This is a genomic window from Algoriphagus iocasae, assembly GCF_014206875.1.
Lineage (GTDB): Bacteria > Bacteroidota > Bacteroidia > Cytophagales > Cyclobacteriaceae > Algoriphagus > Algoriphagus iocasae.
Genome location: NZ_JACIJO010000001.1, coordinates 1,566,110 through 1,588,826 on the forward strand (window position 1 = coordinate 1,566,110; position 22,717 = coordinate 1,588,826).

General features: G+C 38.9%; 13 protein-coding genes. 10 read left to right on the forward strand and 3 right to left on the reverse strand.

The window, feature by feature from the left end:
- Positions 1-66 precede the first annotated feature (66 nt).
- From FHS59_RS06865 to FHS59_RS06895, 7 genes are all read left to right on the forward strand, one after another.
- Entirely contained in the window at positions 67-1,113 is a 1,047-nt protein-coding gene (locus FHS59_RS06865) for an aldo/keto reductase (protein WP_184494269.1), read from the forward strand.
- Positions 1,110-2,120, forward strand: a complete 1,011-nt coding sequence (locus FHS59_RS06870) for a zinc-binding alcohol dehydrogenase family protein (protein ID WP_184494271.1) — start codon at positions 1,110-1,112, stop codon at positions 2,118-2,120. Before FHS59_RS06865 ends, FHS59_RS06870 begins: the two co-directional genes overlap by 4 nt.
- A 12-nt stretch (positions 2,121-2,132) precedes the next feature.
- Positions 2,133-3,791 carry a glycoside hydrolase family protein gene (locus FHS59_RS06875; protein WP_184494273.1) on the forward strand — a complete coding sequence of 553 codons (1,659 nt, stop codon included), beginning with the start codon at positions 2,133-2,135 and terminating at the stop codon, positions 3,789-3,791.
- A 121-nt stretch (positions 3,792-3,912) separates the two neighbouring features.
- Entirely contained in the window at positions 3,913-6,375 is a 2,463-nt protein-coding gene (locus tag FHS59_RS06880) for a glycoside hydrolase family 95 protein (protein WP_184494275.1), read from the forward strand.
- Between the two features lie 46 nt (positions 6,376-6,421).
- On the forward strand, positions 6,422-7,255 hold the full coding sequence (locus tag FHS59_RS06885; protein ID WP_184494277.1) for a sialate O-acetylesterase: 834 nt from the start codon (positions 6,422-6,424) through the stop codon (positions 7,253-7,255).
- Between the two features lie 50 nt (positions 7,256-7,305).
- On the forward strand, positions 7,306-9,225 hold the full coding sequence (locus FHS59_RS06890; protein WP_184494279.1) for an alpha/beta hydrolase-fold protein: 1,920 nt from the start codon (positions 7,306-7,308) through the stop codon (positions 9,223-9,225).
- A 177-nt stretch (positions 9,226-9,402) separates the two neighbouring features.
- Positions 9,403-12,711, forward strand: a complete 3,309-nt coding sequence (locus FHS59_RS06895; RefSeq protein ID WP_184494281.1) for a leucine-rich repeat domain-containing protein — start codon at positions 9,403-9,405, stop codon at positions 12,709-12,711.
- A 13-nt stretch (positions 12,712-12,724) separates the two neighbouring features.
- Here FHS59_RS06895 and FHS59_RS06900 read toward each other — a convergent pair whose 3' ends face one another.
- From FHS59_RS06900 to FHS59_RS06910, 3 genes are all read right to left on the reverse strand, one after another.
- Positions 12,725-14,560 (reverse strand): outer membrane protein assembly factor BamB family protein, encoded by a 1,836-nt coding sequence (locus tag FHS59_RS06900; protein WP_184494283.1) that lies wholly within the window; start codon positions 14,558-14,560, stop codon positions 12,725-12,727.
- A gap of 89 nt (positions 14,561-14,649) precedes the next feature.
- The gene (locus tag FHS59_RS06905; protein WP_184494285.1) at positions 14,650-16,356 is read right to left on the reverse strand and encodes a RagB/SusD family nutrient uptake outer membrane protein; all 1,707 of its coding nucleotides are present in this window, start codon (positions 16,354-16,356) and stop codon (positions 14,650-14,652) included.
- Positions 16,357-16,368: 12 nt separating this feature from the next.
- Positions 16,369-19,620 (reverse strand): SusC/RagA family TonB-linked outer membrane protein, encoded by a 3,252-nt coding sequence (locus tag FHS59_RS06910; protein ID WP_221444446.1) that lies wholly within the window; start codon positions 19,618-19,620, stop codon positions 16,369-16,371.
- A gap of 350 nt (positions 19,621-19,970) precedes the next feature.
- On the opposite strand from FHS59_RS06910, the gene FHS59_RS06915 reads away from it, so the two are divergent.
- The 3 genes from FHS59_RS06915 (at position 19,971) to murQ (ending at position 22,667) form a co-directional block, all read left to right on the forward strand.
- Entirely contained in the window at positions 19,971-20,606 is a 636-nt protein-coding gene (locus tag FHS59_RS06915) for a response regulator (RefSeq protein WP_184494287.1), read from the forward strand.
- 354 nt (positions 20,607-20,960) lie between these two features.
- Positions 20,961-21,818, forward strand: a complete 858-nt coding sequence (locus tag FHS59_RS06920; RefSeq protein WP_184494289.1) for an N-acetylglucosamine kinase — start codon at positions 20,961-20,963, stop codon at positions 21,816-21,818.
- Between the two features lie 36 nt (positions 21,819-21,854).
- Positions 21,855-22,667 (forward strand): N-acetylmuramic acid 6-phosphate etherase, encoded by an 813-nt coding sequence (gene murQ / locus FHS59_RS06925; RefSeq protein WP_184494291.1) that lies wholly within the window; start codon positions 21,855-21,857, stop codon positions 22,665-22,667.
- Positions 22,668-22,717: the final 50 nt, after the last annotated feature.

Genomic DNA, 22,717 nt, shown 5'->3' on the forward strand with positions numbered 1-22,717 from the left:
ATGATATTGGTTTATTGTTTTGATAAACTTGATTTGGGCCAAACAAATTTTGGTCAAGAAATAAGAATGAAATTAGGAAAAACAGGCTTACAGGTACCTACCATGGTTTTTGGGACGAGTTCTCTGGGGAATCTCTATGAAGCTAGGTCCTATGAACAAAAATTGGATTTGGTCCGAACAAGCATAGAATGCTTTCCGAATGGGGCAGTGCTTGATTCGGCCGGGAAATATGGGGCAGGATTGGCTTTGGAAACCTTGGGGCAAGCATTACATGATTTGAATGTATCTAAAGACAACATACTAATCAGTAATAAACTGGCTTGGAGGAGAGCTCCTTTAATCGGTAAGGAACCTACTTTTGAGAAAGATGTCTGGAAGGATTTGAAATACGATGCCGTTCAGGATATTAGCTATCAGGGCATTTTACAATGCTTTGAAGAAGGCAATTCACTTCTAAAAGGTTTTGAGAGTCAATTGGTTTCTATCCATGATCCTGATGAGTATTTGGATCAAGCTTCTTCACCAAAAGATTACGAAAAGTGCTTTCAGGATATTTTGGAAGGCTATGCAGCATTGGATGAACTGAAGCAAGCCGGCAAGGTGAAAGCCATAGGAGTAGGTTCTAAAAGTTGGGAAGTAATCCAGAAAATCCATTCTCATTTCAAGCTGGATTGGGTGATGATCGCTAATAGCATGACGATTTACGATCATCCTGTTGAGCTTTTTGAGTATATGAAGCAGTTAGAAAAAGAAGGAGTGGGGATTGTCAACTCAGCAGTATTTCATTCTGGATTTTTGGTGGGAGGAGAGCATTTTGATTATCAAAAACTGAGTTTGGATGATGCCGAAAGTCAGAAGAAATTTAAATGGAGGGAACAGTTATTTGCGCTTTGCAAAGCTTCAGAAATTGACCCTGCCCATGCTTGCATCCAGTTTGCACTTCAACTTCCGGGTGTAAATTCTTTGGCACTGAATTCTACCTCTAGCAGAAGAATTCAGGCAAATGCCAAATTTTGTGAAACTCCAATTTCAAATGAATTCTGGATTTCCTGTAAGGAACAAGGCTTGATCGCCGATTATGTATTAGATTTTAAATTAAATAAAGCAGAATGAAATTATTATCCTGTTTATCTCCTGGAGAATTTGAATACCAAGAGGCGGAAATGCCGAAAGTCTCTAAAGGAAAAGCCATTGTCAAAATTAAGAGAATCGGGATCTGTGGGACGGATTTGCATGCATTTGAAGGAACCCAACCATATTTTTCTTACCCAAGAATTTTAGGACATGAGCTTGCCGGTGAAGTCGTGGATATCGAGGAGAATAATGAAATCTCCAAAGGAGATCAGGTAACTGTGATTCCTTATTTCAGCTGTGGAACATGTATAGCCTGTAGAAATGGAAAACCGAATTGCTGCCAAAAAATCTCTGTTTTTGGAGTTCATGAGGATGGAGGAATGCGAGAGTTTGTCTCAGTTCCACTTACTTCTTTGGTCAAGAAAGAGGGATTAAACTTAGATCAACTTGCACTCGCAGAACCGTTTGCCATCGGCGCTCATGGGGTTCGGAGAGCAGGAGTGAAGCCTGGGCAAACTGTATTGGTGATTGGTGCTGGTCCGATTGGATTGGGAGTGATGGAATTTGCCAGAATAGCAGGTGCCAAGGTGATTGCGATGGATATCAATGAGCAGCGATTACAGTTTTGTAAAGATGCTTGGAATATTCCCCATGTAGTCAAAGCTGGAAGTTCTGCGCATGAGCAGATTCAGGAAATCACCAATAATGATTTCTGCGATGTGGTGATCGATGCGACGGGTAGCTTGGCAGCGATCAACGCTGGTTTTCAATTCATAGCCCATGGAGGGGCATATGTTTTGGTAGGTTTACAAAAAGGAGAAATTGCTTTTTCTCATCCCGAATTTCATAAACGGGAAGCAACTTTAATGAGTAGCAGAAACGCAACAAGAGAAGATTTTGATCAGGTTTTGGAAGCGATGACTTCCGGTCAATTGTCGATAGAAAAGTACATCACCCATAAAGTCAAATTTGATCAGGTGAAGAATGATTTTCAGTCTTGGTTGAAACCAGAAACCGGAGTGATCAAAGCCGTAGTAGAATTATAATCAACTATTAAAATGCGCCAGATTAATTTTACAAGGTTGTTTTTAATATTTTTTGTTGCAGTATGTTTCTATACGACTTCGAAAAGCTGGGCTCAAATTGAAGAACGAGCCAGGCCAGCAGAGTGGAAAAATCTCGTTCCAGGAGGAAAGTTTATAGATTTATTTCAACCTATAGCACCGATTGGCCAGCTTACTTCAGAAACCTGGGGAACAGCCACAGTAAAGCCAAGATATGTGGATAATGGCATAGAGGATCAGGATTGGTCCTATTGGGGTGGTAACATTTTGGAAGGAGAGGATGGGCAATTTCATCTATTCGTTTGTCGGTGGAGAGAAGATTCTCAAAAAGGGCATCATGAATGGCCGAATTCCATTGTGGTTCATGCAGTTTCGGATAATTCCATGGGGCCTTTTAAAGTACTGGATGAAGTAGGAAAAGGTCATAATCCGGAAGCATATAAGACAGCTGAGGGTAAGTATGTAATTTATGTCATAGATGGGTTTTACAAGTCAAATAGCCTTAATGGTCCTTGGGAATATGGCAAATTTGAATTTGATCAAAGAGACAGGTCAATCATAGAAGGCCTATCAAATTTGACTTTCGTACGGAGAGAGGATGGTTCCTTTTTGATGGTTTGTAGGGGAGGTGGAGTTTGGTTTAGCAAAGATGGTCTGGATACTTTTAACCAGGTTTCAAACGAAAGGGTATATCCGCCCGTGGATGGCAGATTTGAAGATCCTGTGATTTGGAAAGATAATGTACAGTACCATTTGATTGTCAATGATTGGTTGGGAAGAATTGCATTTTATCAGAGATCCAAAGATGGTGTTCATTGGAAGACCGATCCAGGAGAAGCTTATATGCCGGGAATCACTATTTATGAAGATGGGGCCAAGGAAGATTGGTTTAAATATGAGCGAATCAAGATTTTGCAGGATAAGTTAGGAAGGGCGGTCCAAGCAAATTTTGCTGTAATAGATACGCTGAAAAATGAGGATAAACCCAATGATTTCCACAGTTCTAAAAATATTGGAATCCCTTTAAAAGTAGGATTGCAACTGGATTTGCTTAATAAAAGGCAGATAACAGCAAGTACCAAGAAGATAAAAGTATTGGTAAAGGCTGAGCCAGGTTTCGATCCTCAGAAGGACTTGGATCTTTCTTCTTTACGATATGGAGCTTCAGAAAAAGTGAATTTTGGCAGAGGGGCAAAAGTGTTGAGTTCCAAAGCTAAAGGAAATGATCTGGAGATCACTTTTGAAGGTCAAGGGAATGGTTTCAAGGAAAATAATTTTGCGGGGAAAATGCTTGGAAAAGACCGAAACGGAGAAATGATTTTTGGTTACTCCAGACTTCCTTGGGTGGATTATAATGAGGCTATTCTATCTGCTAAGAAGCCTGAGATTTTCAAAGAGAATGGGATTGTCAGTGTCCAAGTAGAAAATTTTGCACAGGTGAATTCCAAAAAAGCAGTGGTTTCAGTGGAGATTATTGAAGATGGGAAAAGTGCTTTCATTTCCACCAAGAAAATCAAAGGAATCAAGCCTTTTGAAGGAGTAAAAATAGATCTTCCTTATGATAAGTTTATTCCATTAGGTAACAATCTTTCTTTCAAAGTTTCAATCCAATCTTCAAATGGAGAATCCGAGGTTTTTGAAGGAGAATTTTAAACTCCAAATAATTGATGTTAAAAATATATTGATGATTTCCAGTGCCTTAAATAGTAATAAAGCTGACTTAAATGTCCTTTCTAGGAAAAGAAAGAATTTTCAAAACCCAAAATTTAATCTCATGAAAAATGTGATGTTTTACTTTTTAGTTTTCCTGTCAATTCAGACTTACGCGCAGGAAAATTCTCCTTTGACTCTTTGGTATAAACAGCCAGCAGCTGATGTTTGGACAGATGCATTGCCAATAGGAAATGGTCGGCTTGGAGCTATGATCTATGGAAACGTAGAAAAGGAGCTGATTCAATTGAATGAACATACGGTCTGGTCTGGCGGTCCAAATAGAAATGATAATCCTGATGCCTTGGCAGCTTTGCCAGAAATCAGACGATTGATTTTCGAAGGAAAACAAAAAGAAGCTGAGCAATTGGCCGCTAAAACTATCCAGACCAAAAAATCCAATGGGCAGAAATTCCAGCCGGTGGGAGATCTGAATATCGCTTTTGATGGCCATTCTGGCTTCACAAATTATAGAAGAGAATTAGATATTGAGCATGCGATCTCCAAAGTGACTTATGAGGTAGAGGGAGTTAGCTATACACGAGAAGCTATAGCCTCATTTGCAGATAATGTTATCGCGATTCACCTCACGGCTAGCAAACCTGGGATGATTTCTTTTACCGCATCCATGGCTACTCCTCAGCCGAATGCTACGATTGCGCTTAATTCTGATAATGAATTAACGATTGCTGGTACCACCACGGACCATGAAGGAGTAAAGGGGCAGATTGAATTCAAAAGCTTAGCTAAAATCAAAAATCAAGGCGGATCCATGGCTGCTTCAAATAATTCGGTAACTGTTCAGAATGCCGATGAAGCCACGATTTATATTTCCGTTTCAACCAATTTTAATAATTACTTAGATCTTTCTGGAGATGAAAATGCAAGGGCTGAATCATTTTTGGCGAAGGGATCTTCTAAAACATTTGAAGAATTACTAGAGAAAAACATCGAGGATTATCGAATGTATTTTGATCGTGTAAGTCTTGATTTGGGTGAAAGTGAATCTTCAAAACTCCCAACAGATGAGCGTCTTAAGAATTTTAGAAATTCCAACGATCCTCAATTGGTCACACTTTATTATCAATACGGAAGGTATCTATTGATTTCTTCTTCCCAACCGGGTGGACAACCGGCAAACCTTCAGGGAATCTGGAACAAAGAAATGTCCCCACCATGGGATAGCAAATACACGATCAATATCAATGCGCAGATGAACTATTGGCCAGCAGAGAAAACGAATCTGGCTGAGCTTCATGAACCATTCCTGAAAATGGTATCTGAAATGTCTGAAGCAGGAAAAGAGACGGCTAAAGTGATGTATGGAGCGAGAGGTTGGATGGCTCATCATAATACCGATATCTGGAGAATCACAGGTCCTGTGGATGCGATATTCTGGGGAATCTGGAGTGGAGGCGGAGCTTGGACGAGTCAGCATCTTTGGGATCATTTCCAGTATAGTGGCGATATGGATTATCTGAAGTCTATCTATCCTATCTTAAAAGGAGCTGCCATGTTCTATGTAGACTTTTTGGTAGAACATCCAGATAAACCTTGGCTGGTGGTCAACCCAGGAACTTCTCCTGAAAATGCCCCTGCTGCACATGAAGGTTCATCTTTGGATGCAGGAACCACCATGGATAATCAATTGGTTTTTGACGCTTTCAGTGCGGTCATTCAGGCTTCAGAAATGTTAGGGAAAGATCAAAGTTTTGCTGACACTTTGCGATCCATGCGAGATCAATTGCCTCCAATGCACATCGGGAAGCATGGGCAACTCCAGGAATGGTTGGATGATATTGACGATCCTAATGATCATCACAGACATATTTCCCATTTATATGGTTTATTCCCATCCAATCAGATTTCCCCACTTCGTACGCCAGAGCTTTATTCTGCTTCAAAAAACACCTTGATTCAGCGTGGAGATGTATCAACTGGCTGGAGTATGGGCTGGAAAGTCAATTGGTGGGCGAGAATGTTGGATGGTAATCATGCCTATAAATTGATCCAAAATCAGCTTTCTCCTGTAGGCGCTAAGCGTGGCGAAGGTGGTGGTTCCTACAACAATCTCTTTGATGCACATCCACCTTTCCAGATTGATGGGAATTTTGGATGTACTTCAGGAATCACCGAAATGCTGGTCCAAAGTGCCAATGGAGAAATTCATTTGTTGCCTGCATTACCTGATGTTTGGCAGGATGGAAGCATTACTGGAATTCGTGCCAAAGGTGGTTTTGAAATAGTAGAGCTAAAGTGGAAAGATGGAAAGATCGAAAAAGCGGTTATAAAATCGACTATTGGTGGAAATCTAAGAATCCGAGTTCCAAATGCTGTCAATCTAAAAAGTAGTAAGAATCTAAATATTGCTAAAGGAGAAAATCCTAATCCATTTTATAAAGTGCCAGTTACTGCCGAACCCATTATTTCTCCAGCAGCGAAAATTGAGCTTCCAGATCTTGGTGAAACCAAAGTCTATGATTTGAAAACTGAGGCAGGGGAAACCTATGAATTTGTCATTAAATAATATTCAAATGGCCTTATTTTCACTCTGAACCCTAATCATACCCAAAATGAAAAAGCCTATTTTCCTTCTTCTTTGTTTACTTTTTATGAATACTCTGAAAGGGTATTCTCAAGACCCTAATTTTTACATTTTCCTCAGCTTTGGCCAGTCTAATATGGAGGGGAATGCTAAGTTTGAACCGCAGGACACAGTTGCCAATGAAAGATTTAAGGTACTTCAGGCGGTTGATTGCCCTGATTTAAACAGAGAAATGGGTAAATGGTATCCGGCAGTTCCTCCTTTGAGTCGCTGCAATACCGGGCTTACCCCAGGAGATTATTTTGGGAAAACTTTGGCTGAAAGCCTCCCCGATAGCATCAAAATCGGAATTATCAATGTCTCGGTGGGAGGATGCAAAATCGAGCTTTTCGAGAAAGATAATTACGAGTCCTATTCTGAAACAGCTCCGGGCTGGATGAAAGGCATGATAGCCCAATATGATGGAAATCCCTATGGGAGATTGGTTGAATTGGCCAAGCTAGCCCAGGAAGATGGGGTTATAAAAGGAATTCTATTGCATCAAGGTGAGTCCAATACGGGAGACCAATCCTGGCCTAAGAAAGTGAAAGGAGTGTATGATAACTTGTTAAGCGATATCGGTTTAGATCCGGATTCTGTTCCGCTTTTGGCGGGGGAATTGGTAAGTGCCGAACAAGGAGGGAAGTGTGCCAGTATGAATCCAATCATTGCTACTCTACCTGATGTTATTCCAAATGCTTATGTGATCTCCTCAGCGGATTGCGAGGCTATTGCAGATGGATTGCATTTCTCTGCAGCAGGTTACCGATTATTGGGATATCGCTATGGTGATAAAATGGCCCAATTGCTATCGAAACAATAAATTCTAAGTCTTGTACTCAATCTTTTTAAACACAAAATAACCTATAACCTATGAACCGCTCAAAATACCTATTACTCCTGTTTTTTCTCTTAGTGGGGCAAATCAATGCTCAGCAAATCGAAAAAGAAGCTCCAGCTGGTTTTGATCAAGTTAGAGAGGGGATTTCCCATGGAAAAATCGATACGGTCACATATTCCTCTGAAACTGTAGGCAATGATCGAAGAGCCTTGGTTTATACTCCTCCAGGCTTCTTAAAAAGTAAAAAATACCCTGTTCTATACTTACTTCATGGGATCGGTGGAGATGAAAAAGAATGGCTTTTTGGTGGACATCCAGAAGTGATTTTAGATAACCTTTATGCAGATGGTAAACTGGAACCTATGATTGTGGTCATGCCAAATGGCAGAGCCATGAAGGATGATCGTGCAGTGGGAAATATCATGGCTCCAGATAAAGTACAGGCCTTTGCGACATTTGAGCAAGACTTGCTAAATGATCTGATTCCATATGTGGAAAAGAATTTCCCAGTTCTTACTGATAGAGAAAACCGGGCAATTGCCGGACTTTCAATGGGCGGAGGTCAATCATTAAACTTTGGTTTGGGTAATCTGGATATGTTTGCCTGGGTAGGTGGATTTTCCTCTGCTCCAAACACCAAAGTTCCTGAGGAACTTATTCCTGATCCCGAAAAAGCAAAAGAATTGCTGAAGGTACTCTGGATTTCCTGTGGTGATGAAGATGGCTTGTTGGGATTCTCCTCCCGTACCCATGAGTATTTGGTTGAGAAAGATGTACCGCATATCTACTATTTGGAGACAGGCGGGCATGATTTCAAGGTTTGGAAAAATGGTTTGTATATGTTTTCCCAGCTTTTATTTAAGCCAGTGGACCAATCAAAATTTAATCAATATAGTTCCCTTGGAACTCCTGCTGCAACTAATATCAGAAACTCCAAATACCCACAGATTTATCCGGATCACAGAGCCAAGTTCAGAATCAAAGCTCCAGATGCTGGAAAAATCCAACTCGACTTGGGAAGAAAGTATAACATGATTAAAGGTGAGGACGGTTTTTGGGAAGTGATGACAGATTCTTTGAGTGAAGGTTTTCATTATTACTCAATGATCATTGATGGGGTGGCAGTAGTGGATCCATCCAGTGAAGCATTTTATGGAATGGGTCGATATGCCAGTGGCATCGAGGTTCCTTTCAAAGGAGATGGATACTATCAATTGAAAGATGTGCCGCATGGGGAAGTCAGAAGAGTAAGATACTTATCGACAGCTTTACGATCATGGAGACAGTTTTTTATTTACACACCTCCCGGATATGACACCAATACTGCTGAAACCTATCCAACCTTGTATATCTATCATGGGGGAGGAGAAGATGAGACAGGCTGGGCAAGGCAAGGAAAAACTGATTTGATTCTGGATAATCTTATTGCGGAAGGCAAGGCTAAAAAGATGTTGGTGGTGATGGCAGACGGAAACATGCCAGCAAGTGCTTTTACTGAAAATGGTCTGAAGCAATTTGAGCGAGAGCTTAAAGAAAGCTTGATTCCTTATGTTGAGAAAAATTACAGAGCGAAATCAAGTGCTTCAGATCGTGCTTTGGCTGGACTTTCCATGGGCGGAATTCAGACTTTGTATGCAGGCGTAAACAATACCGATTTGTTTTCTTATTTGGGAGTTTTCAGTTCTGGTTGGATTGCATCTAGACAGACAGAAATTGTGGATGCACAATATGCCTATATGAAAGAAAATGCTTCTAAAATCAACCAAAATCTAAAGTCATTTTGGATAGCCATGGGCGGAAAGGAAGATATAGCCTACGAAAATTGCCAGATTATGATGAAGAAGTTTGACGAACTAGGGGTGGATTATACCTATTCAGAGTACCCAGGAGGCCATACTTGGCCGGTATGGAGAAACAACCTGTATAAGTTTGCACCGCTATTGTTTAACTAATATTAAAACGCGAGAGGAGCTGCCTTTCTTCTAATATCTATTTAAATGATGAAATAGAATTCTGGAATGTTCAAATGACATCATAAAACTCTTGATTGAAATTGAGTTAATTGCCTGTATTCGTATCTTAGAAGGAAATAGATTTTTCGAAGTTTTTTGTGATTAATTTCCTTAGATATGATGAATAGGCAATTTTCAATTTTTATCTCTTTCACACTTGCTGATGAAAAAATCAAATATGAACTGATTAGATCTATTCAGGTTCAGCTGGAAAAGGAAGTCCAAATTATCGGTGATACCAAGGCAAGACGGGGAACCGAATTGATGGTTTTTAGAGATTGGGCATTTCAGGCAGATATTATTTTCATTCTTCTTAGTAAGGCCTATTTTGAGGCAATTGAGATCGGGAATCAATTTTCTTCTAAGCAAAGCAGCATATCAAATTCTCAGGAAGATGTTTATTATAACCTGGAAATGGCCAAAAAAGAAGGGAAAAGGGTAATTCCTATCTTACTCGATGACTGCCCTTGGGAAAATTCCCCTTTTGCTCCTTATTTAAAATTACCCCTTAACGATAAACCGCTTTTTAGTTTTTCAAATGTTCCCAAGGCTTTGGAGGATATTGTCAGAGCTACTCGTTCTATTTTGGATTTGATCGCTAACCCCCAGGCTTTGGAACTAATCGAAACAGAAAAAAGCAAAGAATCAGGAGCCTTGAATTTATCCGATTTAGGACTGCTATATATCCCAGTTGATATATATGATATGGATTGGTTGAAAACTCTAAAAATGGATCGAAATCAGATTTCCAGAATTGAATACCTGGAAAATCTCACCAATCTGGAGCATGTTTCATTTGAAAAAAACCGAATTGAAAAAATCGAGAATTTGGATCACCTGATCCACTTAAAAGAGCTGAACCTTACCGAAAACCAAATTTCCAAAATAGAGAACCTTAATGGTTTAGCTGAATTGAAAAGACTTGAATTGCGGCATAATCAGATCAAAAAACTAAATGGCCTTAATTCGATAAAATCATTGGAAATTTTAGGTGTTTCGAATAATCAACTTTCTGAATTAGAAGGGGTTCAGAGTCTGAAAAGTCTTTCAGTTTTATATGCATCTTATAATCAAATCAAGGAAGTAGATGCTTTGGAGCAGCTTGATAAGCTTCAAAGGATTGTATTGACAAGCAATCAAATTTCATCAATTAAACCTTTGCTTGGTCATATTAAGAACGGTTTGAATGTGGTTTATGAGTATGATTTTGATGAAAGTAATCCAGGGATTTTTATAAAGGACAATACTTCGCTCTCAGAACCGTCTTTGGAGGTTATTCAGCAAGGCAGAGAATCTATTCTAAAGTATTTTTCGGATGCAGATCAATACGGAATTGAAAAATTGGAGCTGATCAAAATGATTTTGGTGGGAAACAGCCGTGTGGGAAAGACTAATTTTAGCCAGTTCTTGAGATCAGGGAAAATCGATCTGAAAAGCAAGAGTACTCATTTGTTGGATATCCAAGCCTGGGAAGCTCCATTTTTAAAATCTGCTAATAATAAACTTACACGTGTAGCAATATTTGATTTCGGAGGACAGGATTATTATCATGATTCCCATCGCTTATACTACAGCCATGATACGGCATACGTGTTGATTTGGGATGCTATTTCTAACAAATACGAAAAGATAGAAGAGAAGACTACTAATTCTGGTGAAGTTTTACAATTTGAAAATTTCCCATTAGAATATTGGTTGGAGTCCATCAGGTATAATCTGAGAGATAAATCCCAATCTATATACTTGGATGAAGATGGTATAAGCAGCAAGGAAAAGAAAGACCGGATTTTGCCACCTGTGTTGATTTTACAGAATAAAATAGATCTTCTGGAGGGGAAATTGGATCAACAGCTGCTTTGCAATGATTATCCCATGATTTGGGGATATTTTAATGTTTCACTGGCAAAAAATAAAAGAACGGCAGTACTTAATGAGCTTCTAAGTGACTATTTCTGGTCCTTAAATCTTTCTGGAAGGAAGATAGTCACATATGAAATGGAGGTAATCCGACATTTTTTGAAGGAAGAAAAGCCTTTGGAAATTCTTTCTTTGGATGAATTCTATGCCCTTTGTCTGAAAATAATCAACGATCCTGCGATCAACTTTAATTTGGATAATGCCATTATTTTAGCCCAAATTCTAAGCAATTCCGGATTGTTGTTGTTTGAGAAAATTCAAGATGGAGGATGGATTTACACCAATGTGCAGGAGCTCAACATGCTTGTAAAAGAGGTGATGGAACTTGCCAAAGATGGAAATCAGAAAGGAATTTTCAATAGAAAGCAGATCAAGGGTATCAAAAATTATGAACAGGTGATAGGGCTTTTGATCAGAAATAATTCCATTATCGAGATCAATGATCAGGAATTTCTGGCGCCACAATTTTTGCCCGTGAAACCTGATACTTCCATTGAGTTTTTTCTAACTGGATTTACATATACCCAAGTGAGGTTTGTTTACAAAGCATTTTTCCATAAAACACTGATTCTTAATTTGTTTGCAAAATTTCTACAAAAAGAAAATATTGATACCACTTTAGGTGTGAGAAGTTTTCCTTTTTGGAGAAATGGAATAATTGTCAAAAAAGGAGATGGAATTACCAGTCCTTTGGAGATGGTATTTGTGGAATTTTCAAAAAATGAAAGGTTTGGTTTGGTCAATATCAAGACCATGCAACCCTACAATAAGAATGGCCTCGAAAAGGAAATTGTGGAAACCTTGGATGAACTCAATCAAGATTGGACTGTAGAAAAACAAATGTCATCTGATGGTATTCATTTTTTCGATGTGGATAAAATCAAAAAACAAGTCATCAATAAACAGTTTTCATTTACACACACGCTTGACTATGATAATTGCGACTTGAAAGAATGGACAAAATGGGAATCAAAGCTTTCTGGAAAGACCCCAATGGATGTTCCCCAAAAAGTATTTTCCGTCAATGATTTTAAGGAAATTGAAAACTTTGAAAACCTTCCCAAAAAGCTTTTTATTTCCTATAGCTCGAAAAACTCAAGTTTTGTCAAACGGTTTGTTACCCATTTGGAAGTTTTGAAAAACAAAGGAAAGATCGATCCATGGTATGACCGAATGATTGAAGCTGGTACGCGCTGGGATGATAGTATAAAAGAAGAAATGAACCGTTCTGATTTGATCATTTTTATGCTAAGCCCCGATTTTTTGGCTACAGAATATATCATGAAGGTGGAAGTCCCATTGGCTCTAAAGAAGTTTGGACCGACGAAAAAGCTATTTTTTATTGAATTGCTACCATGCGGCTGGGAGCAAACAGAAATGTTTCAATATCAGCAAACTGGAAATTTCAATGAGACGAACAAGAATATCCTAACAGTGGAAACAGCAACCAACGATGCCAAATGGAAGGTAGTTGTGAATGAGTTATTGAAGAAATTAGGTGCTGAATAAATCATAAATTTGATTAAAAACTGAGCCATTCTATTTTGCCATCCATGGTTGCGACTACTAATGAATGTTCGTCAATGACATTTACTGTATTGGCCATGGAATTATCAATCTTATGTGCCCAATTGATTTCTTTTTTTATTGGATTGATACTATAAACAGTGCTGTTTTTTGTACCAAAATAAACATGTCCATTTTTCTCAATTAGCATAGATGGAACATGCTCGTAACCAAAACCAACGTCCATTCGCCAAGCCAAAGGTGATTTTTCTCTACTGACAGGAAAGGCCACAATTTCATCATTCATGGTTTTTCCATAGATCAACTTTTTATCCTCTGAAATTCCGATTGATTCTCTGACAGTCGCTTCATTGCTACGCCATAATTCCTCTCCAGATTCGAGATCAAATGCTGTGAGGTATCGGTCTGGAGCAACGATGAAAACCATTCCTTCTGCTTCAACGGGAATACACATGGCAGGTGAAAACATTCGGTTAGTAGAACCGTTATTCCAGCTCCATTTTAAATTCCCATCTTTCAAGTCTAAAGAGTAAAGGTTTTTATCCCAAGCTCCAAAAATAACCGAGCCTTTTACAATAAGAGGTTTACTGACTACTGGCCCCTTTAGGCCTTCAAATTCCCAAATGATTTTTCCATTCGATGCATTTAATGCTCTAAACTTGCCGTCACTAGAGCCAATAAATACTTGGCTTCCTTCTACGATTGGAGATCCCAAAACTGCTGCCTCGGCTTTGGTTCTCCATTCTAGCTTTCCATTTTCAGCATTCAAGGCATAGATATTTCCATCTCCAGAACCAAAAATAACTAAATTTTTAAATGAAACTGGGGAGGAGAAAATTCCTCCATTAGTCTGATATTCCCATAACAGTTTACCTGAACTCGAGTCTAGTGCCTCGAATTTTCCCAAGCTGTTTCCAAAGAATACTTTCCCTGAAGCTACCATGGGAGTTGAGATTACATTGGCTGAAGAATGATAACTCCATTTTGCTGTTACTTGAGGATATTGTGCATTTATGCCATAGTCAGGTTTAGGAAAATTGGGTGATTTAGAATAATCTCTTAGTTCAATAGGAATCTCTCTCCATGGTTCATGAGTGATACCTCCTGGTGTCCTCTCCGAAAAATAGGCCATTTCATTCGTGATTTCTACGAGGGTATAACCGCCAACCTCTTCTTTTGCCCGCAAATTGGATCTGCCCATCGTTCCCGGAATTCCCTCAAAATCATATTCCTTGTTAGTATGACCGTGGCCACAAATGGAAAACTGAGTATTTTGTTTTTTCAACCGATCGGTCAGTTCAAACCAATTGTCCAGACTGTCGTCCAAAGGATAGTGATTGACATTGATTATCGGTTGTTCTGAGGGAGTGGCATTTAAAACGGAATCCAACCAAACTACCGCATCTCTGGGAATATGCCCATCTGACATCCTTACATGAGGTCCTGAAGCAGTTCCTATAAATTTAAATCCTTTATGCTCAAAGACAAATTTGTCATAGCCAAACGTATTGATAAAACTCACACCGCCAGATTCAGACCATCCTGTGTCATGGTTGCCTGGTACCACATAGTAGGGGATGGTCAGCCCGTCAAGTAACTGCTTCGCTTTTCTGATTTCTTCATCTGTTCCCATTTCTGTTATATCTCCAGTCACTAATGCAAAATCTATTGCCTCCAAGGAATTGATATCTAAAACAGTCTTTTGGAGATCTTCTTCTGCCACTCCGTTTGGAGAACCGATATGAGTATCCGTAATGAAAGCAAATTTAAAATTCTGTGCAGGACTAATTCCAAGTTTTAGGATAAATAAAATGAGAAGGGTTTTTTTCATTGGTGGATGATATTGATGTGCTATTAAATTCAAAAAAATGTCCTTCTTTCTAAAGAGGAAAGAAGGACATTATTGGTTTGACTAGTTAATTACCAGCCGGGGTTTTGTGTTAATGTAACACCATTTTGCTCATAAAGTGTGATTTGATCCAATGGAACTGGATCTAAATAAACTTTTGGGTCTTCAAACAAGCGTTGGGAAACAGCAGCAGTAGCCGGTATTATATAACCTTCTTCCCCTTCAGAAAGGGTGACACTGCTCTGTAATTCAGGATAATCAATTCTCCGAATCCAAGCTCCTTTATTGATGTCAGAATTTGCTTGAGTATCAGAATATTCCAGTTTTTTCCAACGCTTCAAATCATCTGTCCTGAAACCTTCCATCATCAACTCAATTCTTCTTTCTCTTCTGATTTCCCAAATAATAGAAGAAATTTCAGGATCCCTAGCCGGATCATCATAAGACATTCCATTGACTGCTACAGATTCACCGGATACTTCTAGGTGGGGGAGCATTACTCCAGGACGATCGCGAAGCACATTGATGGATAAATCCAAATCCGCTTGTGAAAGTACCGGTCCTCCTACAGTTGCCAGTTCAGCTGCTGCCTCGGCATAGTTCATCAATACCTCTCCATATCTCATTACTGGCGAGTCAGTGTAATTTAAATTGGAACTTCCTTCTGGCTCATCTTTGATCACTTCATTTAAGAATTTATGGGTAGCAAAGCCAGTGGTGCTGTAATTGGAAGCAATTCCGTTAAGTCTTAATTCATTGGAGACTAGTGTTGCGTACATTCTTGGGTCTCTATTTGCCATGACATTTTCTATACCCTTATCTCCTTTATACAATGGAGAAATGCTAATCGGAAGTCCGTCTTCAGCCAAATATGCATCTATTGCATCTTTAGAAACACCAGTTTGTGGCTCCATATTATTGTAAGAATTTAAAGCATGTGTCAAGATGCCTGGTTCATAATGTCTATAAAGAATTACTTCAGGATTTCCAGCTAGGTTTAAGGAATTGAATACTTCTCTATAGTTTCCTAAAGAATATTCACCCATATTAATCAGTGTCAAAGCTGCATTTTTAGAGGCTTCCAAATACTCTTTTGCCTTTTCACTGTTTCCGTTATGGTATTTCTGCCAAGTTCCTTCGAAAAGGAAAATTCTGGACATGTAAGCTATAACTACTGCTCTATTCACGGTCAAACCATCATTTCCATCTTTTATTCGGACATTGTTTATGGCGAACTCAAAGTCTTCCAAAACCCTGTCCATCACAAATTCTCTGCTGTCTCTAGGTCTAAACAGTTCTTCCGTATTAGTTTGATCCAATTCAGATTCGTACCAAGGTACATCCCCAAATTGTTTTACCAAATCGTGGTATTCCATGGCTCTGAAGAATCTTGCTACACCAGACCAGTGTTGGATTGCTTCATCGGACATAGGAACAGTTTGGATCCTATCTAGGAAAATATTGGCTTTTCTTACGTAAGAAAAGGTCCAATAGCTATTGGTAGCTGCTGTAGGTACTGTTCTTCGGAACTGGGTAGGACTGGACGGAGCAAAATCATCGTTTAAAGTCTGGGAGGAAAAGAATTTTCCCCAAGTGTAGCCTGAGCCATACCCACTGAAATAGGAGGTGTAAAATCCCCATGAAAAACTTCTTACGTTGCTTTCACTAGTCCAATACGTCTCATCTGTAAGACTGTCCAAAGGTGGCTTTTCCAAATAATCATCACATCCAGAAATTGTAAATAGACTGAGAGCGAGTGCTATTATTCTTAGTTTCATCGTTCTTTCAATTTAAAATGTTACCTGTAAACCAAATGACAGGGATCTACTATAAGGATAAACCCGACCGAATGTATTCGAGTCATTGTTTCCTGCTGTAGTATAATCTACCTCAGGATCCAGTGGAAGATCCAGGTTGGTAAATTCAAATAAATTCTCTCCACTGAAATAAACTCTCACTTTATCCAGATTTACTTTTGAAATCAAGGAAGCTGGAAGTGAATAGCCCAATGTGATATTCTTCATTCTTAAGTAGGACATGTCTAGCAGGTAGCGAGTCTGTGGAAGGAAGTTTCTTGAGTTGTTTGACTGACCAGCATCCGTAGGACGAGGATAGAAAGCATCTGGATTTTCAGGAGTCCAATAGTCCAATTGATGTTGGAACCAAGCTTCACCAGGACGGTAACCAGGAATCATGATCGGACCATTTGCCCAATAATCTCTTTTCCCAACTCCCTGAACAAAGAAGCTGAGGTCGATTCCTTTAAAATCCATTCCCACTCTAAGGCCATACTGATATCTTGGAGTAGAATTTCCGATCACTTTTAGATCTCCGTGATCTTCCTCGGTGTTTTCCCCAAAAGTGATTTCTCCATCACCATTCAGATCTTTATATTTCACATCGCCTGGACCATAATAGAACCAACCGCTTTCATATAATTCTTGGGATGGAATTCCATCATTCAAAACGTATTTGCCATTTTCTAAAACCAATTCACCATTACTATCCTGGGCAAAATCATCTTCGGTAAATAATCTATCTGTTTCATATCCCCAGATATCACCGATTACTTTTCCGGGTCTGTTTGAGTAGATACTTTGATTATCAGCAAATTCTGTAATGGTTTCTCTGTAGTCAGATAAAACGAAGGTGGTATTTAATCTTAAGCCATTTGAAAAACTGTGGTTGTAATCCAAGGCAAGCTCCCATCCTTTTGTCTGAAGTTCTCCGAAATTTTGTTTGGTAGCACCTGTTCCATTGGACGCTGGAAGAACTTCTCCTGCACTATGCATGTCGCTTGTGGTACGGTTATACCAATCGAATACTATCCCGAATCTATCTTGGAAGAATCTAGCATCAAACCCTAAATCAAGAGTTGTAATAGTTTCCCAAGTAAGAGAAGAAGGTAATGCTCCAGGTGTACCGAATGTTAATTGGTTATTTCCGCCAATTAACCATCCTGAAGAATATGAGCTCATGATTCTATAAATATCACTCAAGTATGCGTTTTGATTTCCGATTGCACCCCATGAACCACGGAGTTTAAAGAAGGACATAACTGAAGTTACCGGCTCAAAGAATGATTCCTCAGAAATCACGTAACCTGCAGACATAGAAGGGAAGAAAGCCCATCTTTCAGTAGGTGATAATCTGGACGAACCATCATATCTTCCGTTTAATTCCAAGAAGTATTTTCCTTTGTAATTGTAGTTCAAACGGCTAAATGCACCTGCTGTTGACCATTGGTTTCTTGATCCATCAACAAATTGATCTCCTGATGCAAGATCCAATTCACCTCTGTCTAAATCCATCAAATCTCTTCTCTGTGAGCTATGATACCAGTATTCGTAAGCTTCTATGTCTCCACCGACCATAGCTTTTAAAGAATGGTCTCCAAACATTTTCTCATAGGTAGCAAATACTTTTCCTACGTTTCTGTTACTCCAGGAAGAGGCGTATTGAACCCGGTTGTAAGCAGCACTGGTATAAGGAGCATACTGAAGGTTTGCTCCAGTAGACCAGAAGTTATAAGCCGATACCACACCACCTGTTTGGTGGTCATGAAAGTTCTGGGAATCATACGTATAATTTGCAACTATCGATAAGCCATCTATGGGCGTGATGGTCGTGCCAAGGTTTAGTCGGGTCAAAGAAGTGTTCTGCTCATTCATTTTTGCCTGCTGCACTTCTGTTACAGCACTTCTGAAAGGATACCCTTCATAAGTTCCATAAGGATAGTTTTTAGGCCATCTTAATAAATAATACCATGGATCATACGTCTCACTGGAAAAATAGAAAGGTCGTGTAAATTTGGTGTTACTGTATAAAATGCCGCCTCTTACTTCCATCCAATCCGTGGCTTGGGTGCTGACGTTCAGATCTGCGGTGTATCTGTTGAATTCATCTGGATTTACTTTTAAAACTCCATTTTGTCCCAAATAACCAACTCCGAGGCGATAGGTGGTTTTTTCGCTTCCTCCAGCTACAGAGATATCATGCTTTTGCTGTGGAGTCCAGTTTTTCATAAACATATCACCAGCTTCCCATGGTCTGTAGAAGAACAATCGCCCATCTCTGATTTCGAAATCTCTACCAAGTACCATTTCGTTTCCAAGCTGCTGTCCACCGTATTGAGCTTCCCAGTCACGCATCTTCTGAATACCTGTTTCATCAAAATACATCCCCACAACACCAAATACATTAGTAGAAGGGTTAGTACGCTGCAAAGCTCTAAAAGCCATTTCCGCACCATCGGCAGTATTGGCAATACTAGGAGTGATTGTTGGGGTAGCAAATGAAAAGTTGTTGGAATAATTCACCTTAGGAGCTTCACCTTTTTTACCCTTTTTAGTAGTAATTAAAATTACACCCCAAGCTCCTCGAGCACCATAAATGGAAGAAGAAGCAGCATCTTTCAAGACCGATATGGACTCAATGTCTTCTGGGTTTATCAATTGTAGATTGGGGATTTCTACATTGTCTACTAAAATCAAAGGCTGTGCTCCCCCGGAATTACTTAAAGTTCCAATAGATCCACGAAGTCTAATAGTAGGATTTTGTCCAATTTGACCACTTGGGGTGGTGATGGTAAGACCAGGTGTGGTTCCCTGAAGACCTCTTGCCACGTCTGTAATGGGTCTGGACTCCAGGACCTTGGTGTCTACTGAAGAAACGGCACCGGTCAAGTCACTTCGCTTTTGGGTTCCATAACCCACAACAACAAATTCTTCTAACGACTGTGCATCAGGTTCAAATACAATGTCTATTACTTTATTGTCGTTGACGGTGTGTTCCTGAGTGATCATACCTATAAAACTAAATACCAGAACCTGACCTTTTTCAGCAGAAATCTGATATTTTCCATCGATGTCGGAGGTGACACCCCGTGTTGTTCCTTTTACTAAAATGCTTGCTCCAGGTAATGTCATTCCATCTTCTGAACTGGTAACTGTTCCCGAAACCTGGAGGGTCTGGGCATTTACCTGAATCTGGAACAGGAGAAAACACATTGCAGCAAACGAACAATGTAGAAGTTTTTTCATGTTAAATAATTAATTAAAGATTTGAATAGTGATTTTATGAACCAGTTACAAGGCTTTATGGAGCATTTCCAAACATGACAATTTGTATGACTCTAATTCATCCTTACTTTTTCACTGTCAAATCTTTCTAAAAATGGATCTAATTCAATCCCTGAAAACAGGGATATTGATAAATCACTAATGCTAATTAGAACATGATTTTGTATCTTAAGAAGGTCTTAGGTGTAGTTTGATTTTGATAAAAGTTAGGGGGCAGTTTGGAGTTTTTTCCACCGATGGAATATTAGCTGTCAATCCTATTATTTAATAGCATCTTTCGAACTCAGTTAATTTAAAATAAATTTTTACCAATGATCAATGTCTTAATAGCAGATGACCATCAAATGTTTATTGATGGAATAAGAGCTTTACTTCAAGATATCCCAGGAATAAAGGTGGTGGGAGAAGCATGCAATGGAAAAGAAGCTATTATTCATTGCCGAGAAAATCAAGTGGATATAGTGATCATGGATGTGAATATGCCTGAAATGGATGGTGTGGAGGCAACCAAGGAACTTTTTAAAACCAATAAAAAATTGAAGGTTTTGGGGTTATCCATGCATCGTGATAGACATTTTATTTCTGACATGCTGAAAAGTGGGGCCAATGGCTATATTCTGAAAAACACAGGAAAAAAGGATCTTTTGGATGCGATCTATTCTCTTTATAAAGGGGAAACCTATGTTAGTGAGGAAGTCAATAAAATTCTATTGGCTAGTTTTTTGAAGGATTCTTCAAAATATGAAGTGAAAGAAAGACTTTCGGAAAGGGAGTCAGAAGTGTTGGACTGTATCGCGATTGGGTTGACAACTTTAGAAATTGGGGAAAAACTCTTTATAAGTAAGAATACAGTGGAAACTCATCGAAAAAACCTTCTGTATAAACTTAAAGCTAAAAATACGGCCGAACTGGTTAATAATGCTTACAAAAGAGGTTTAATAAACTAGGTAGATTAGATTATTAATTTAAATTGTAGATTGGATCATGATTGCAAAAACAATTTTTGATTATATAAACTACAATTTAAGGTTGTAGTATTTCAATAATTTCATTAAATTCTAAAGCGATATTTTATTTTTTTAATTAAGTTTAAAAGCATTACTAATCTATTGCGGACTAGAAGACAATTGGAAAATATCCCATGAAATGGAGAAATGCCCTAATCCATTCAGAAATAATTGCGAATAGTGATTATAATAAATCCCTATTTTCAGGGATGTCTTACTGTCTCTTTCAAAACATATTTGTACTCCCTGTAAATAGGGTTTAGCAAGAGCTCTTTCCTTTTAAACTGAAAATAAATGCTTTTAATAGCAGATAGCGGGTCGACTAAGACCGATTGGAGATTGATTGATAAGTCAGGTGATTGCTTGGTTTCCCTAAAATCCAAAGGTCTAAATCCTTATTTTCTCCAACCTAAGGATATCAAACATGTCCTTTTGGAAAAAATAAAAGGCCATATATCAAACGTAAATAAAGTAGTCTTTTATGGAGCCGGTTGTGGACATCCAGTTAAAGCGGCCGAATTAGCTCAAGTTCTTAATGAAGTTTTCCCTACAGAAAACTCATCTGAAGTCAACGGGGATATTTTAGGTGCTGCAAGAAGTTTGCACCAGCATGAACCTGGGATTGCCTGCATTTTGGGCACGGGGTCCAATTCCTGTCTTTATGATGGCAAAAACATCATAGGAACAGTTCCTTCTCTTGGATTTATCTTAGGGGATCAAGGTAGTGGGACTGTGTTGGGGAGGGATCTTATTCGAGAATTGTTACAAAGTAACAACAATTCTGATTTGAGAGAGGAGTTTTTTGAAACCTATCAGTTGGATCAACGGGAAATTTTGGATAAAATTTATAATCAGCCAAGACCTAATCGATTTTTGGCTTCATTTACGCCTTTTCTATTGAAACATGCTTCAAATCCTGTCATTCATAGAATTATTTACCAAAATTTCAGACAGTTTTTTGATTTCTATATCCTTCCATTAAGAAAATCCAATCCGACTTTGTCTTTGAAGTTTACGGGTTCGGTTGCATTTCATTTTGCTGAGCATCTTTCTATTGTGGCTCAAGAATATAGTGAAATCATAGAACTTATCGAGCAAAGCCCAATGGAAGGATTGAAAAATTATCATAGCCATACTTTTGCAAGCTTCTAAACAAATCTATCCACCTTACATTTCTCAGTTAATTTCATGAAACTAGCTACCGAATCTTCTTCTACGTATGATAATCTAGAATCAATGCCCATTGGAGAGTTGCTTGAGGCGATTAATCGAGAGGATCTGAAAGTAGCTTTAGCTGTTCAAAAAGTCTTACCACAATTGGAAAAATTGGTAAACCAAATTGTGGAAAGATTTCAAAAAGGAGGACGTTTATTTTATATCGGCGCTGGTACTTCAGGAAGACTTGGGATATTAGATGCCTCGGAAATTCCTCCGACTTTTGGTTCTTCACCGGATCTTGTGATAGGATTGATCGCTGGGGGAGATTCTGCAATCCGATCTGCTGTAGAAGGTGCAGAAGACAATTATTCTCAAGCTTGGAAGGACCTTACCATCTACAAACCAAATAAAAGTGATACAGTAATCGGTATTGCCGCTTCTGGAAAAACACCATATGTACTCGGAGGTTTAGAACAGGCTAAGCAAAATGGATTACTTACTGCCGGAATTTCATGTAATCTTGAGGCTAAAATCTCTGAATTTGCAGATTTTCCGATCGAAGTGGAAGTTGGGCCTGAGTTTGTCACTGGTAGCACTAGGATGAAATCCGGTACTGCTCAGAAAATGATCCTCAACATGATCAGCACGAGCTTGATGATTCAAATGGGAAAAGTCAAAGGAAACATGATGGTTTATATGCAGCTGAGTAATAATAAGTTATTGGATCGGGGAATCAGAATGGTACTTTCGGAAATCCCTGAATTGACTTATGGTCAAGCAGCGGATTTATTGGCAAAGCATGGTTCTGTTTATGCTGCAATCCAGCAATTCAAGAAAGAGTAAATCCTCTGGATAGCTTATTTGAATCAATTATAAAATAGAAGAAAAGTTCT